Source organism: Streptomyces xanthii, from assembly GCF_014621695.1.
GTDB lineage: Bacteria > Actinomycetota > Actinomycetes > Streptomycetales > Streptomycetaceae > Streptomyces > Streptomyces xanthii.
Genome location: NZ_CP061281.1, coordinates 7,111,919 through 7,125,566 on the forward strand (window position 1 = coordinate 7,111,919; position 13,648 = coordinate 7,125,566).

The window sequence follows — 13,648 nt, forward strand, 5'->3', positions numbered from 1 at the left end:
GTCGTCTGACGGCGTCGACCGTCTGGCGACCCGGACCGTCTGGCGACCCGGACCGTCTGGCGACCCGGACCGCCTGATGGCACGGACCGTCTGACGTCGCGGAGCGTCCGGCGGCGCGCGCTCAGACGCCGACCACCAGCACCAGCCCCGACACCAGCGCGAAGACCAGCACGAACAGCCGCATCCGGCGTGCGTCGAGCCGGTGATGAACCAGTCGGCTCAGCCACGCGCCCACCGCGATCGCGGGCAGCAGCAGTGCCGACGCGCCGAGCTCCCCGGCCTGCGCCTTGCCCGTCGCGAACAGCAGGATCAGCGAGGCGACCTCGCCGACGAGGAAGCACGCGGCCACCGTCGCCCGCAGCTCGGCCGGCGGCCGGTGCTGGTACACCAGCGCCAGCGGCGGCCCGCCCACACCGGTCGCCGTCTCCGTCAGCCCGGTCACCGCGCCCGCGCCGACGTACGCGGCCCTGCCGGGCGTGAACGCGGGCGCCGCCAGGCTCACCACCGCCGCGAGGAGCGTCGCCACCCCCACGAACAGGCCGAGGCTGCGCTCGGGGATCAGCCACAGCAGCGCGAGACCCGCCGGGGTCGCGGCGAGCCGGGCCCCGGTGATCCAGCCCGCGCCGCGCAGATCGAGCGAGGCCCGCTCGCGCCAGGCCACGTACAGGTTGAGCGGGATCATCGACGCGAGCACGAACACCGGGACCAGGCCCGGGTCGACGATCCCGGCGACGGGCGCCACGATCAGCGCGAAGCCCAGCCCGCTGCTGCCCTGGACGAACGCGGCGACCACCACCGTCAGGGCCAGCACCACCAAGGTCACGCCACTCACCGCCGCGCACCTCGCTCCCGTACCGCACCCGCCCGTACCGCGGACTCCCGCGCCGCCACCGACGTCGGATGGGCCCGCGTGATGTCCGCCCGGCCCACGGCCGACCGCGCCAGCTCCGCGGCCCGCCGCACGAGCGCGTCGCCGTCCCAGTCCGTCGGCCGACCGTGCCACATCCTCAGCCGGCCGTCCACGAACACGGCGGAGATCTGGTCCCGGTTGCCGCGCCGCACCAGCTCCCACGGCAGGTCCCAGGAGAACGCCAGCTCCGGCGTCTCCACGTCGACGAGCAGGAAGTCGGCCGCCAGACCCGCCGCGACCGCGCCGGTCCGGGCACCCAGGCCGAGGGCGTCCGCGCCGCCCCGGCTCGCCGCCTCCAGCCACGTCCAGCCGGCGCCGCACGAGGAGTCGCCGGTGGTCAGCCCGTAGGCGAGCCGCTGCGCGAACTCGGCGGCCTCCGTGAGCCGGAAGCCGTCGCCGCGCGTGCCGTCCGTGCCGAGGCCGAAGCGGATGCCGCGCTCGGCCATGGCGGTGGCGGGCGCGACGGCGTTGCCCTTCCAGGCGCTGGCCACCGGGTTGTAGCTGATCGCCGTGCCGGTGTCGGCGAGCAGTGTCAGCTCGCGCGGCGTCAGCAACGTGGCGTGCGCGCCGAGCAGTTGGGGCCCGAGCGCACCGATGCGGTGCAGGTGCTCGAGCGGCCGCAGCCCGTGCCGGACGAGTGAACGCTCCACCCCGGCGAGGTGCTCGTTCACATGGATCTGCACGACGGCCCCGGCCTCCGCGGCGAGCCGCGCCGTGCCGTGCAGCGTCGCCTCGGTGGCGGCCTCGGGGATGGAGACGGCCAGGGACGGATGCACGAGCGGGTCGTCGGCGTAGCGGTCGAGGTGCTTCCCGGCGGCGTCGAGCGCGGTGGCGCTCGCCCCCTCCGGGGCGTCCGCGTCGTTGCAGACCAGGCCGAGGACGCAGCGGATCCCCGCGTCGCGCGCGGCCGAGGCGACGACCTCGACGTCCACGTCCGCCCGCGTCCCGGCGTCCGCGACGGTCGTGAACCCGCCGCGCAGCGCCTCGTACGAGGCCAGTTTCGCCGCGACGTAGGCGGATTCCTCGTCCAGGGCGCCCTCCAGGGGCACCCACACCCGGCGGAAGATCTCCGAGGGCTCCCCGAAGGCGAGCGCGGAACCGAAGGACTGCGTGAGGTGGTGGTGCGCGTCCACGAAGCCGGGCATCAACAGGTGCCCCGGCATCCGTACGGCCCGCAGCCGCGGATGTGCCCGCTCCAGCTCGTCGGCGGGGCCGACGGCCAGGAAGCGTCCGCCGTCGACCACCACCGCCCAGCCGTCCACGGGTCCTTCGGGAAGGAGCACCGCGCCGGGGGCGAGGAGGAGCGGGCCGGGGGCGGAGAGGAGCCGGCGGGCGGGGTGGTCGGGCGTGTTCATCGGTCGCTTTCTGTGCGTACGGTGCCGGAGACCGGCGTGCTGTTGCTCAGGCGGGCGGCGATGCCCGGCCTGACGTGGTGGAAGAGGACGTTGAGGACGGCGGCGGTGAACGCGCCCACGGCGACGCCGCTCTCGAGGAGGATGCGGACGTTCGGCGGGAAGCCCCCGTACACGCCGGGCACGAGGATCGGCAGCAGACCGAGGGCGAGCGCGACGGCGCAGATGAACGTCGAGCTGTGCCGGTCGAGGTCGCTGCGCCCGAGCATCTGGATGCCGAGCACGGTGATCACGGCGAACACGACCATGGCCGTGCCGCCGACGACCGCCGAGGGGATGACGCTGATGGCGCGGGTCACGGGGGCGAGGAACCCGATGACGATGAGCACCGCCCCGGCGGCCGCCGTGACGAAGCGGCTGCGGACGCCGGTGACCCGGACGATGCCGATGTTCTCGCCGCTGGTGACGATCAGCGGAAGCCCGAAGAAGCCGCCCACGAGAGAGGTCAGCGCGTCGCCGCGCACCGTCTTCGGGACGTCGGTGCGCCGGTCGATCTCCTTGCCGACGGCCTCCGCGTTGATGACGGTCTGCCCGGTCGCCTCGGCCATCGACGCCAGGCTGTAGAGCATCAGCGGCAGCGCGGCGACCAGGTTGAACTGCGGGGTGCCGAACGGCATCAGCTGCGGCACGTTCACCAGACCGCCCCCGGCCGCCTGCCCGAAGTCGATCGCGCCGGTCGCGGCGGCGAGCGCCGTCCCCGCCAACAGGCCGAGCATGACGGCGAGTTGACGCACCACTCCGGTGAAGAACAGGTAGAAGACGACGGTGAAGCCGATCGTCGCCATGCCGAGCCCGAGGTTGACCGGGTCGGCGAAGCCGGGGGTGCCGGGCCGCCCGGCGACGAGGACCGCGCCCACCTTCACCAGGTTCACGCCGACGATCACGATCATCGTGCCGATGACCAGCGCGGGGAAGAAGCGCAGCAGCCGCGAGAACACCGGCAGCACGACGAAGCAGAACAGCGCCGTGAGGACGACCGCGCCGGTGGCGGTGGGCAGCCCGTGCTGCTCGGCGATGGCGAGGAACAGGATGAGCGGCGCGCCGCCCGGCAGCATGACGAACGGCAGCCGGGGCCCGAACTTCCAGGGCCCGAGCGACTGGATCAGCGATCCGACGCCGGACAGCACGAACGCCGCCGAGAGCAGATCGACGGTGAGCCCGGGGCCGAGCCGGAGGGTGGCGCTCATCAGGAAGATCGCCGAGATGGGCGTCGCCGCCATGACGAGCACGTGCTGGACGCCGAAGAGCAGGATCCGCCCGAGGGGGCGCCGCTCGTCGACGGGGTGCACTCCGGAGCGGCCGCCCTCGGCGTGGTCGGGCTCCGGTCCCGGGTGGGGCGTCCGGTCTGTTTCGGGCACGGGTGGTTGGGCGGGGACTGACCCGCTCTTCTGGGGACTGAACACGTTCGGGCTCCGTTCGGGTGACGGCACGCTCGGGTTCTTCAGCCGCGATCCGGCCCTGGGACGGAGAGCCAAATCGATTTGGCCAAATCGATTTGGCTGACAGTATGGGGGTGTGGGGTGGGGGAGCGTCAAGGGGCGGGCCCACCGTCGTTCCGGCGGTTCCGCCCCACGTCATCGCGCCGGGCTGCCGACCGTGCGGTCGACGGCCCGGCACCGGTCCTCACTCACTCGGTGTTGGCGTGGGCCGCGCGGGCCTGCGCGTGGCCCACGTGAGCCAGGCCGGCCAGCCGGAGCGCCACCACGTCCAGCGCCACGTGCGTGGCCTGGTCGAACAGGCTGGACAGCGGCTGCACGCTCGCCGCCTCACCGGGCCGCCGGTACTTCGTCGCGGCGGGCAGCAGGACGACGGACGCGGCGAGGACGCCGAGCGGCGACTGCGGCGCGGTGGTCACCGCGTGCACCTCGGCGCCCACCTTGACGGCCTGCTCCGCCACGCGGACGGTGCCGGCCGTGGTGCCCGAGCCCGACACCGCGACGACCGTGTCCCCCTCGGCGACGGCCGGCGTGGTCGTCTCGCCGATCACGTGCACGGGCAGCCCGAGGTGCATCAGCCGCATGGCGAAGGCCTTGGCCATGAACCCGGAACGGCCCTCGCCCGCGACGAACACCCGCCGGGCCGCGAGAAGGGTGGAAGCCAGGGCGTCGAGCTGCCCGGCGTCGACGGCGGCGAGGACGCCCCGCATCTCGTCGAGGACGGTGTCGAGGAGGGCGTCGGAGGGGCGGAGTTCCTGGTCGGACATGGGGATTTCCTTACGCGGTGAGGGTGGGGCAGGTGGTGCGAGAGGGTCGGAAGGGCGCGGAGGGGCGGGTCAGGAGGGGAACGGGACGCGGGAGGCCGCCGCGGCGAGTGTGCGGGCCGCCGCCTCCGGGTCGACGGCTCCCGTCACCGCCGAGCCGACGATGACGCGCACGTCGTCGGGGCCGGAGGCGAACGCGGGGAGGTCGGCCGCGGTCAGGCCGCCCGCGACGGCGACGCGACGGCCGCGGCGCCACGGACCGAGCAGCTCGGTCGGGCTGCCGCCGGCGCGCTGGGCGTCCTTGGCGACGTGCGCGGCGAGGACGACGCCGGACGGGAGCCGGGCGGCCAGTGCCGCGCGCCGCTCCCCGGTGGTCTCCATCAGGTCGACGACCACCTCGCGGCCGTGCTCCGCGGCGACGTGGACGGCGGCGTCCAGGGTGGCGTCGCCCGCGCACCCGAGCACGGTCGCCGACGCGGCGCCCGCTTCGTAGGCGAGCGTGAACTCGTAGGACGCGTCGTCGGGCGTCTTCAGGTCGGCGAGCACGGGTACGGGGCCCGCGGCGGCGGCCACCTCCCGTACGGCCGTGATGCCGAAGCGTTTGATCAAGGAGGTGCCCACCTCGATCCAGTCGGTGTGCGGCGCCACGGCGGCGGTGATCTCCACCGCCCGCTCCAGCTCGATGCGGTCCAAAGCTATCTGCAGTTGCAGGGACATGGTGTCCGACTCCAGGGTTTGAGAGGGAAGTTGACCAGGGGGATGGGCTCAGGCCGTGGCCGGGGGCGCGGCGAGGAAGGCGTCGAGACGGGCTCGTGTGGGAAGTCCGTCGCGGTCGCCGTGGCTGGTGGTGGCGAGCGCGCCGGTCGCCGCGGCGCGCTCCAGGGCCGGGCGCGGGCCGAGCCCGTCGAGGTGCGCGCTGATCAGCCCCGCGGCGAACCCGTCGCCCGCGCCCACGGTGTCCACGGTGGGCACGCGGAAGACGGGCTGGTGCCAGGCCCCGTCGCGTTCGTAGAGGCGGGCGCCGCGGACACCGTCCTTGAGGACGACACGGCTCGCGCCCCGGGCGAGATAGCACTCCGCGATCCGCCCGGCGTCCGTCTCCCCGGTGAGCAGCCGGGCCTCGGCGAGGCCCGGCAGGACCCAGTCGGCCCGTGCGGCCAGGTCGTTCACGACGCGCATCATCTCCGCCGGGTCCGGCCACAGGGCCGGCCGCAGATTGGGGTCGAAGGAGATCGTGAGCCCTGCGTCCCGGGCCACGTCGAGCGCGCGGTGGGTGAAGGCGCGGGCGGTGGGGGAGAGGGCGGCGGGGATGCCGGTGAGGTGGAGGTGGCGCGCCGTGCGCAGATACGCGTCGGCGGCTTCGGAGGGCGCGAGCCGGCTGCCGGCGGAGTGCCGGCGGAAGTACACGACCTCCGGGTCGCCCTCCAGGACCCGGCTCTTGAGCTGGAAGCCGGTGCGGGCCTCGGTGTCCACTGTGACCTGCGCGGTGTCGATGCCCTCGGCCCGCAGCGCGGCGACGGCGTGCGCGCCCAGCGGGTCGTCGCCGACGCGGCCGATCCATCCGGCGCGGTGCCCGAGGCGCGCCAGCCCCGTGGCGACGTTGGCCTCGGCGCCGGCCAGCGCGCGGGTGAAGCACCGGACCTCGGCCAGCGGGCCGGTGTCGGCCGCGACGAGCATGCCCATCACCTCGCCGAAGGTGATGACGTCGAGGGCGGGGGCGGTGGCTTTCATACGGGGTCTCCGGCGGGTGCGGGGCGGCCGGCTCCGGGGAGAGAGCCGGTCACCGGGTTGGTGAGCGTGCCGATCCCGGCGACGGAGGCGGACACCTCGCCGCCCGGGCGCAGCGGGCCGTACGCGCCGGGTGCGCCGGTGAGGACGACGTCGCCGGGGCCGAGCGGGAGGTAGTCGCCGAGGTGGCACAGGATCTCGGCGATGCCGCGGGCGAGCCGGCGCGTCGAGGCGGGCGGCAGCGGCACTCCGTCGAGGGACAGCGCCACCTCGGTGTCGTCGGGGCGCAAGGCGTCGAGGTCGGTCTCGATCCACGGCCCCAGCGGGGTGAAGCCGCGGCGCCCCTTGGCCGAGGTCCACAACGGGTCGGTGCGCTGGAGGTCGCGGGCGGTGATGTCGTTGGCGACCGTGCAGCCGAACACGCAGTCCAGCACGGTGTCGAGGGTGTGCCCCTCGGGGGATCCGGCGAGAACGACGGCGAGTTCGGCCTCCGCGTCGACCCGTCCGACGCCCGGGGGCAGTGCGACGGGTTCGCCCGGGCCGATGACGGAGCGAGGGGCCTTGAGGAACGCCTGGGGCGGCAGCCGGCGGTCCTCAAGGCCGGTGTTGTGCGCCATGCCGACGAGGGTGCGCGGCAGGACGGGGGCGAGGAGGCGGGCCTCGGCGAGCGGGACGAGGCGGTCGGCGGACAGCGCGGCGGCCGCGCCCCCGAAGGGGTCCGCGACGATCCGCGCGGTGTCCCCTTCGAGGGCGGCGTGGTGGACACCGCCGGCATGGGCGATACGGGCGATGCGCATCGGGTGTGTCAGCCGTTCTGTGCGGTGGTCGTGGCGGGTGCGGGGGCCGCTCCCGCGACGGCGGGCACGCGCGGCGCCCGGACGAACCACATCAGCGCGGCCGCCGTGACCAGGCAGCCGGCCATGGTGAGGAACGAGGCCCCGGTGGAGCCCGTCACGTCGTTGAGCATGCCGACGAGGTAGCTGCCCGCGAAACCGCCCAGCGCGCCGAAGGAGTTGATGAGTCCGACGGCGGCGGCGCTGACCTTCTGCGGCAGGAGTTCGGGGATCGCGGCGAAGTAGGGGCCGTACGGCGCGTACATTCCCGCGGCGGCGAGACACAGCAGCGGGTACGACAACCAGAAGGCGTCGCCGAGCAGGTACGAACCGTAGAAGCCGGCCGCGCCCAGCAGCAGCCAGGGCCAGACGTAGCGGTTGCGGGCGCCCGCGCGGTCCGAGGCGCGGCTGTTGACGAGCATCGCGACGCAGGCGAACAGGTACGGCAGGGCGGAGATCAGCCCGGTGAGGCCGATGCCCTCGTCGCTGCCGGCGCGGACGATGGACGGCAGCCAGAAGACGAACCCGTAGACGCCGAGGCTCCACAGGAAGTACTGGAGGGAGAGGAGGACGACGTTGCGGGAGCGCAGGGCGGCGAGATAGCCGCCGGCGGCGGGCAGGCGGCGCTGTTCGGCGGCGAGCGCCCCTTCCAGCGCGGTGCGCTCCTCGGACGTGAGCCACCGGGCGTCGCGCGGGTGGTCGTCGATGAACTTGTGGAAGACGAACGCCCACACGAGGGCCGGGACGCCCTGCGCGATGAACATGCCGTGCCAGCCGACCCACTCCACGAGGTAGCCGGAGACCACGGTGAGCCACAGGACGGTGGCCGGATTGCCGAGGATCAGCCAGGTGTTGGCGCGGCCGCGCTCGCGCGCCGTGAACCAGTGGGTGATGTGGATGACCATGGCCGGCAGCACGGCGGCTTCGGAGACACCGAGCAGGAACCGCACGATCATCAGGGCCCGTACGTCGGGGATGAGTCCCTGGGCGGTGGCGAGCAGGCCCCACAGCACGAGGCACCACACGATGAGGCGCTTCACGCTGCGCCGCTCCGCGTAGACCGCGCCGGGTATCTGGAACGCGAAGTAGCCGAGGAAGAACAGGGATCCGAGCAGGGCCGAGACGCTTCCGGAGATGCGCAGGTCGTCGGCCATGCCGCCGGCGGCGGCCACGGAGAAGTTCGAACGTTCGAGGTAGGCGAAGCTGTAGGTCACGAAGACCATGGGCATGAGCCGGGTCCAGCGCCGGGGGCTGAGAGCGGCGGCCGGGGGCGGAGTCGTCATTCAGGAGGCCTTTCTCCCGAGGGGGGACGGAGATGCTCAAGGTTTGCCACGATGTGGCAAGCCTTGCCGCGAGTTGAAAAGAGAATGACCGGCACGTTTCTGACTGTCAATGGATTGTTTCCGTCAGGGAGAAAGTCTTGCCGCTATGTGGCAAACTCGGCCCATGTCCACCAGCGCACCGCCCTCCGACATGGTCAGCAAGGCCCTGCACGTCCTGACGCTGCTCGGCGACCGTCCCACGGGCGTCACCCTCTCGGAACTGGCCCGAGCCTCAGGTTTCCCGACCAGCACCTGCTACCGGCTCCTGAAGTCCCTCACCCGGGACCACTTCGTCCAGTTCGACGAGCGGACCAAGCACTACACCCTGGGCCTGCGCGTCTACCAACTAGGCCAGCGCGTCTCCCACGCCCACGGCTTCAGCGGCATCGCGCTGCCCGTCATGCGCCGGCTCGCCGACACCTGCCGCGAGGCCGTCCTCATGTCCGTCCTCGACGGCGACAAGCAGCTCTACATCCACCACGTCGAGGGCACGCAACAGGTGAGCGTGCGCGGCGAACCCGGCAAGCACGGCCCGGCGCACTGCACTTCGATGGGCAAGGTCCTGATCGCGTACGCGCCCAAGGACGTGCGCGAGGACCTCGTCGAGCACATCGAACTGACCGCGCTGGGGCCGAACGCGATCACCGACCGCGCGGCGTTCCGCGCGGAGATCGAGAAGGTGCGCGCCCAGGGGCACGCCGTCGCCGACGAGGAACACGAACCGGGCATCCGGGCGCTCGGCGTCCCCGTCCTCGGCCCCGACGGCGTCGCCCACGCCGCACTCTCGGTCGCCGCCCCGGCCTTCCGCATGCCGCTGGGTGAACTCCTCGCGCTGCGCCCCGCGTTGACCGCCGCCGCCCAGGAACTGTCGGTGCTGCTCCCGCCCGGCCCCTTCGCCGGCTGACGACCGGCCGACCGGGCTCCGCCGTCCCGAGGCCGTGTGGCAGAGTTCCGGAGGCGAAACGCAGTCGAGCGGAACGGGGGACGGGCCGTGGAGGACCAGGTACGGGGCACGTGGGGCCTGATGATGTCGTGCCAGCACGCGAACCCGACCGGGCTGTACAAGCAGACCCGGGCGGAAGGGCATGTCACCGGTACGCGCGCCGAGGCGCGGGAGGCGCTGCACCGCCACGTGCTCGCCTTCGACCCCGCCCGTCCGGCGATGCCGGTACGCCGCGTGATCTACGAGGACGGCGAGGGCTACCTGGTGATCATCCAGGGCAGGACGCAGACCTATCAGTACGAGTTCAAGCTGTGCCGCGTCGTCCTCGACTCGCAGCCGAACGCGGCGCCGCCCGCCGCCCCGCCGATGTTCTCCCCGCCCCCGCCGGCCGCCCCGCCCTCCGCGGGCTGACCGGCGAGGGGCCGGTTCAGGAGCGTCCGCGCACCTCGGTGAGGAGCCCGTACAGGACCACGTTGCCGCTGTACCCGGTCCGCTTGTCGTAGCGGCCGCCGCAGGTGATGACGCGGAGTTCGGGCAGGCCCGTACTGCCGTACACCTTGCGGTCGGGGAAGTCGTTCTTGTCGACGACGTCGATGCCGTGGACCTCGAACACGGCGGTGGAGCCGTCGGCCCGGTCGACCTCGATGTGCTCGCCCTTCTCGAGCGAGCCCAGGCCGTAGAACACCGCCGGGCCCCGCGCGTTGTCGACATGCCCGTCGATCACCGCGGTACCGCGCTCACCGGGCGTGACGGCCTTCGTGTACCAGCCCGCCAGGTTGGCGTCGTCCGGGGGCGGCGCGTCCAGCCAGCCCTCGGCGTCCCGGCCCACCCGGGTCAGCGGCGCGTCCACCCCGATCTCCGGGATGCGCACCCGCACCGGGGTGGACGCGGGCAGCGGATCGGCCGGCGGGGTCGTCGTGCCGAGACGCGCCGCGCCCGGATCGGGCTGCGGCGGTCCGTCGGCACGGGAGACGCCGTGGTGCACCAGCAGGACGCCGATCAGGAGCACCACGGCGAGGAAGGACCACGAGGGCCTGCGGGCGCCGGGCGCGGCCGAGGGCACGGTCGCCGGTCCCGGCCGTCAGGCGGCGTCGGTGCGGCGCTTGCGCAGCCGCACGTATCCGGCACCGAGCGCACCCGCGATGAGCACACCGCCCGCGGCCAGCAGGGCCGGGTCGGTGCCGCCTACGCTGCCGCCGACCCCGGCGCGCACCCCGCGGTCCACGGGGGCGGGGCTCGGCCGGCCGGTGGCGATCGTCAGGGTGGTGGTGCCCGTCTCGCCGTTGCACTCGAAGGTGACCGCGTACTGGGCGCCCGGCTTGGCGTCGGGGTAGACCTGCCGGGTCACGGAGTGACCCTCGTTGAGCTGCGCCTTGTCGAAGACCGGCGCGTCGACGTTCACCGTCGGCACGTCGCAGCCGGTGGAGTTGAGCGTGACGGTGCCGCCGGCGGCCACCGTGCTCGGAGTGACCGAGAAGCCGAACGACGTCACGTCGGGCTGGGTGCCACCGTCGTCGTCTCCGGCGAAGGCGGCCGGGGCGGCGGGGCCGAGCGCGACGAGCGAGGCCAGCGCCACCGACGACAGCACGGATATGGAACGCATACGGATCCTCCTGGGAAGGGGCGGATGCTCGCGACGCTAGGAAGCCGGGCGCAGGTCCACCATTCGGCGGGGGCCAGTGGAGTGGCGGCCCCCGCCGCCAGGCCGCCTCCGCGTCCCGGTCAGCGCCCCTTCCGCAGCCGTCGGCGCAGCAGCAGTGGCACCCCGGCCAGCGCGAGCAGCGCAGCGGCCGCGCCCAGGTGCCGGCCGAGGCCCGACGGCTGGTGCGCCTCCTGAGCGGGCGCCGCCGCCGAGGGGGCCGCGGCCTCCGCACGGCGGTGGGCCGAGGGGTGCTGCGGGCCGGCCACCGCGGCGCGGGCCCGCAGCGGCGCCGCCACGAAGCCCCAGTCGAGCAGCTCCCGGCTCTCCTCGTACACGGTGTTCGAATCGCCGTCCTGCGGGTTCATCACCGTGACGAGCACCGTGCGGCCCTTGCGGGTGGCGGCGGAGACCAGGGTGTTGCCCGCCTGCGAGGTGTAGCCGTTCTTGACACCGATCAGGCCGCGGTACGGCTCCACCCCGTGCGAGCCGACCAGGAGCCGGTTCGTGTTCTGGATGCCGAACGCGTGCGGGCCGCCCGCCGCCGGGAACTGCGCCCACTTCGTGCCCATGTAGCGGCGGAAGTCGGGGTTCTTGAAGCCCTCGCGGGCGATCAGCGCCAGATCGTGGGCGGAGGAGTACTGGCCCGGGGTGTCGAAGCCGTCGGCGGACCGCACGCGGGTGTCGCGGGCGCCGATCCGGCGGGCGGTGTCCTGCATCTGCGCGAGGGTGCGGGGCAGCCCGCCGTTCAGCCGGGCCAGCGTGTTCACCGCGTCGTTGCCCGAGCTGAGGAACACGCCGCGCCACAGGTCGGCGACCGTGTACCGGGTGCCTTCGTCCACGCCGACCATGCTGCTGCCCTCCGCGACGTCCGACAGGTCCGCGTACGAGGCCCGGTGCACCAGGTCCTGGCGCAGCCGCGGCAGCACGGTCAGCGCGAACAGGGTCTTGAGCGTGCTGGCCGGCGGCAGCCTGCGGTGCGGCGCCTTCGCGGCGAGGACCTCCCCGGTGCCCGCGTCCATGACCTCCCAGGACAGGGCCGACAGGGAGGGGGCGGCGGGCGGCCGGGGAGGGGAGGCCGCGGCGAACGCGGGGGCGACGGCGCCCAGGGTGAGCGCCGTGCACAGGCCCGAGGCCGCGACGGCCTTGGCCGTACGGGGATGAGAGCGGAGGAAAGTCGCCATGCCGGAAACGTAGGGTCGCCCCCGCCGACCCGCCCGGCACGTCAGCCATCCGGCCGCCGCCGACCGGGGAGCGGGCCCCGGGCGCTCGTCCGGTGCACTCGGCCGGTCGTACGTACGCTGGAGTGACACGAGGGTGGAGGTGGTTCCGCCATGACGGCTCAGACACGCCTGCTCAACAGGCTTCCGCGCGAGTACCGCGACCGGCTGATGACCCTGGCCAAGGAGGTCTCGTTCCCCCAGGACACCCGGATCTTCGACGAGGGGGAACCGGCCCGGTGCTTCTGGATCATCCGCACCGGGATGGTCACGCTCGACGTCCGCGTCTCGGACCGCACCCTGCTGCCCATCGATCCGCTGGGCCCCGGCGATCTCCTCGGCTGGTCCTGGCTCTTCCCGCCCTATGAATGGGACTTCGGCGCGGAGGCCTTCAGCCCCGTGCGGGCCTACGAGTTCGACGGCGCCGCGGTGCGGAACCTGTGCGACCTCGAGCCCGCGCTCGGCGTGAGCCTGCTGCACGGGGTGGCCGAGGTCATGGCCCACCGGCTCGTCTCCGCGCGGGTCAAGCTCGTGGAGGCCCACCGGACGCACGGGCGCATCCAGACCCACCACTCCTGATCCCTTCCGACGCCTACGGAGCGTCACGCGACGCCTCGGGGTCACCCACACGTGCCCCTTCGCTCACCCGACTCGCCTCCTCGACGCGCGGGCGGCGTACCCACGGGTTTGGCTCGGCCGGTAAGCCGAACCGAACCCGTGGCCGTACGCGGCCCGCTCAGAGAGGATCAGCATGCGTCGCACCGCGTCCTGGCCGGCCACCGCACTGACGGCGGCCGTTCTCGCCCTAGCGACCCCGGTGTGCGCCGACGCCCGGGCCGACGGCGACGACACCCCCTGGGAGAGCGAGTCCTCCTGGAGCGAGCCCGCCGCGCCCGTAGATCCGGCCGACCCCGCCGATCCCGCCGCGCCCTCCGACTCCCTCGTCCCGGAGGGCGACGCCGGCCTGGAGGATCCCGCCGAGGTCCCGAGCACCCGCAGCACAGGCAAGGCGCCCGGCGCCCTCGAACTGTCCCCGGCGAACCCGCGCCCGGGCGCCACCGTCACGGCGAACACGAGCGCCTGCCGCAAGGACCGCCGGGCCACCGGCGACGCCAACAGCCTGGGCGCCGGTGACTTCCCGCTGCAGACCACGACCCAGCGGGACGACCTCGTCGGACAGTTCCAGGTGCCGTCCGGCGCCCGGCCCGGCACGTACCCGGTCTCCGTGACCTGCGAGAGCGGCAGCGTCGTCCGGCAGACCCTGACCGTGACGGGGAGCGGCGGCAGCCAGATGCACGGGGTGCACGCCGGTGACGGCGGTTCGTGGGGCCGGATCGGCCCGGTGCAGCTGGGGCTCGGCGGGCTGCTGATCACGGGGGCGCTCGGCGCCGCCGGGTACTACACATGGCGCCGCGCCCTCGACCGGTGACGGTCAGGGGCG

General features: G+C 73.8%; 15 protein-coding genes. 4 read left to right on the top strand and 11 right to left on the bottom strand.

Going from position 1 to position 13,648, the window contains the following annotated elements:
• Nucleotides 1–121: 121 nt before the first annotated feature.
• From IAG42_RS32220 to IAG42_RS32255, 8 genes are all read right to left on the bottom strand, one after another.
• Complete coding sequence (locus IAG42_RS32220; RefSeq protein WP_188340475.1) at nucleotides 122–832, bottom strand: sulfite exporter TauE/SafE family protein; 711 nt, start codon at nucleotides 830–832, stop codon at nucleotides 122–124.
• Nucleotides 829–2,265: an amidohydrolase family protein gene (locus tag IAG42_RS32225; RefSeq protein ID WP_188340476.1), complete on the bottom strand. Its 1,437-nt coding sequence runs from the start codon at nucleotides 2,263–2,265 to the stop codon at nucleotides 829–831. The genes IAG42_RS32220 and IAG42_RS32225 overlap by 4 nt, the downstream gene beginning before the upstream one ends.
• A complete protein-coding gene (locus IAG42_RS32230) occupies nucleotides 2,262–3,611 on the bottom strand; it encodes a uracil-xanthine permease family protein (protein ID WP_188341715.1) in 1,350 nt (449 codons plus the stop codon). Before IAG42_RS32230 ends, IAG42_RS32225 begins: the two co-directional genes overlap by 4 nt.
• Nucleotides 3,612–3,949: 338 nt before the next feature.
• On the bottom strand, nucleotides 3,950–4,525 hold the full coding sequence (hxlB, locus tag IAG42_RS32235) for a 6-phospho-3-hexuloisomerase (protein WP_188340477.1): 576 nt from the start codon (nucleotides 4,523–4,525) through the stop codon (nucleotides 3,950–3,952).
• Nucleotides 4,526–4,594: 69 nt separating this feature from the next.
• Complete coding sequence (locus IAG42_RS32240) at nucleotides 4,595–5,239, bottom strand: orotidine 5'-phosphate decarboxylase / HUMPS family protein (protein WP_188340478.1); 645 nt, start codon at nucleotides 5,237–5,239, stop codon at nucleotides 4,595–4,597.
• Nucleotides 5,240–5,287: 48 nt separating this feature from the next.
• On the bottom strand, nucleotides 5,288–6,253 hold the full coding sequence (locus IAG42_RS32245) for a sugar kinase (protein ID WP_188340479.1): 966 nt from the start codon (nucleotides 6,251–6,253) through the stop codon (nucleotides 5,288–5,290).
• A complete protein-coding gene (locus IAG42_RS32250) occupies nucleotides 6,250–7,047 on the bottom strand; it encodes a fumarylacetoacetate hydrolase family protein (RefSeq protein ID WP_188340480.1) in 798 nt (265 codons plus the stop codon). The genes IAG42_RS32245 and IAG42_RS32250 overlap by 4 nt, the downstream gene beginning before the upstream one ends.
• Before the next feature lie 8 nt (nucleotides 7,048–7,055).
• Nucleotides 7,056–8,366 (bottom strand): MFS transporter, encoded by a 1,311-nt coding sequence (locus IAG42_RS32255; protein WP_188340481.1) that lies wholly within the window; start codon nucleotides 8,364–8,366, stop codon nucleotides 7,056–7,058.
• A 163-nt stretch (nucleotides 8,367–8,529) separates the two neighbouring features.
• Here IAG42_RS32255 and IAG42_RS32260 point away from each other — a divergent pair, with 163 nt between their 5' ends.
• On the top strand, nucleotides 8,530–9,309 hold the full coding sequence (locus tag IAG42_RS32260; RefSeq protein ID WP_188340482.1) for an IclR family transcriptional regulator: 780 nt from the start codon (nucleotides 8,530–8,532) through the stop codon (nucleotides 9,307–9,309).
• A gap of 87 nt (nucleotides 9,310–9,396) precedes the next feature.
• Nucleotides 9,397–9,759: a hypothetical protein gene (locus tag IAG42_RS32265; RefSeq protein WP_188340483.1), complete on the top strand. Its 363-nt coding sequence runs from the start codon at nucleotides 9,397–9,399 to the stop codon at nucleotides 9,757–9,759.
• Between the two features lie 16 nt (nucleotides 9,760–9,775).
• Here the strand turns inward: IAG42_RS32265 and IAG42_RS32270 are convergent, their stop codons facing one another.
• From IAG42_RS32270 to IAG42_RS32280, 3 genes are all read right to left on the bottom strand, one after another.
• A complete protein-coding gene (locus tag IAG42_RS32270) occupies nucleotides 9,776–10,411 on the bottom strand; it encodes a class F sortase (protein WP_188340484.1) in 636 nt (211 codons plus the stop codon).
• A gap of 18 nt (nucleotides 10,412–10,429) precedes the next feature.
• Nucleotides 10,430–10,951, bottom strand: a complete 522-nt coding sequence (locus IAG42_RS32275; RefSeq protein WP_188340485.1) for a hypothetical protein — start codon at nucleotides 10,949–10,951, stop codon at nucleotides 10,430–10,432.
• 119 nt (nucleotides 10,952–11,070) lie between these two features.
• Nucleotides 11,071–12,171: a D-alanyl-D-alanine carboxypeptidase family protein gene (locus tag IAG42_RS32280; RefSeq protein ID WP_188340486.1), complete on the bottom strand. Its 1,101-nt coding sequence runs from the start codon at nucleotides 12,169–12,171 to the stop codon at nucleotides 11,071–11,073.
• A 150-nt stretch (nucleotides 12,172–12,321) separates the two neighbouring features.
• Between IAG42_RS32280 and IAG42_RS32285 the strand changes: the two genes are divergently transcribed.
• On the top strand, nucleotides 12,322–12,786 hold the full coding sequence (locus tag IAG42_RS32285; protein ID WP_188340487.1) for a cyclic nucleotide-binding domain-containing protein: 465 nt from the start codon (nucleotides 12,322–12,324) through the stop codon (nucleotides 12,784–12,786).
• 172 nt (nucleotides 12,787–12,958) lie between these two features.
• Nucleotides 12,959–13,636: a hypothetical protein gene (locus tag IAG42_RS32290; RefSeq protein ID WP_188340488.1), complete on the top strand. Its 678-nt coding sequence runs from the start codon at nucleotides 12,959–12,961 to the stop codon at nucleotides 13,634–13,636.
• Nucleotides 13,637–13,648: the final 12 nt, after the last annotated feature.

Excerpts from the sequence above, each read along its gene's own strand:
- IAG42_RS32225 (WP_188340476.1), bottom strand. The coding sequence starts at position 2,265 with ATGAACACGCCCGACCACCCCGCCCGCCGGCTCCTCTCCGCCCCCGGC.
- IAG42_RS32280 (WP_188340486.1), bottom strand. The coding sequence starts at position 12,171 with ATGGCGACTTTCCTCCGCTCTCATCCCCGTACGGCCAAGGCCGTCGCG.
- IAG42_RS32255 (WP_188340481.1), bottom strand. The coding sequence starts at position 8,366 with ATGACGACTCCGCCCCCGGCCGCCGCTCTCAGCCCCCGGCGCTGGACC.
- IAG42_RS32245 (WP_188340479.1), bottom strand. The coding sequence starts at position 6,253 with ATGAAAGCCACCGCCCCCGCCCTCGACGTCATCACCTTCGGCGAGGTG.
- IAG42_RS32285 (WP_188340487.1), top strand. The coding sequence starts at position 12,322 with ATGACGGCTCAGACACGCCTGCTCAACAGGCTTCCGCGCGAGTACCGC.
- IAG42_RS32260 (WP_188340482.1), top strand. The coding sequence starts at position 8,530 with ATGTCCACCAGCGCACCGCCCTCCGACATGGTCAGCAAGGCCCTGCAC.
- hxlB (WP_188340477.1), bottom strand. The coding sequence starts at position 4,525 with ATGTCCGACCAGGAACTCCGCCCCTCCGACGCCCTCCTCGACACCGTC.
- IAG42_RS32290 (WP_188340488.1), top strand. The coding sequence starts at position 12,959 with ATGCGTCGCACCGCGTCCTGGCCGGCCACCGCACTGACGGCGGCCGTT.
- IAG42_RS32250 (WP_188340480.1), bottom strand. The coding sequence starts at position 7,047 with ATGCGCATCGCCCGTATCGCCCATGCCGGCGGTGTCCACCACGCCGCC.
- IAG42_RS32275 (WP_188340485.1), bottom strand. The coding sequence starts at position 10,951 with ATGCGTTCCATATCCGTGCTGTCGTCGGTGGCGCTGGCCTCGCTCGTC.
- IAG42_RS32240 (WP_188340478.1), bottom strand. The coding sequence starts at position 5,239 with ATGTCCCTGCAACTGCAGATAGCTTTGGACCGCATCGAGCTGGAGCGG.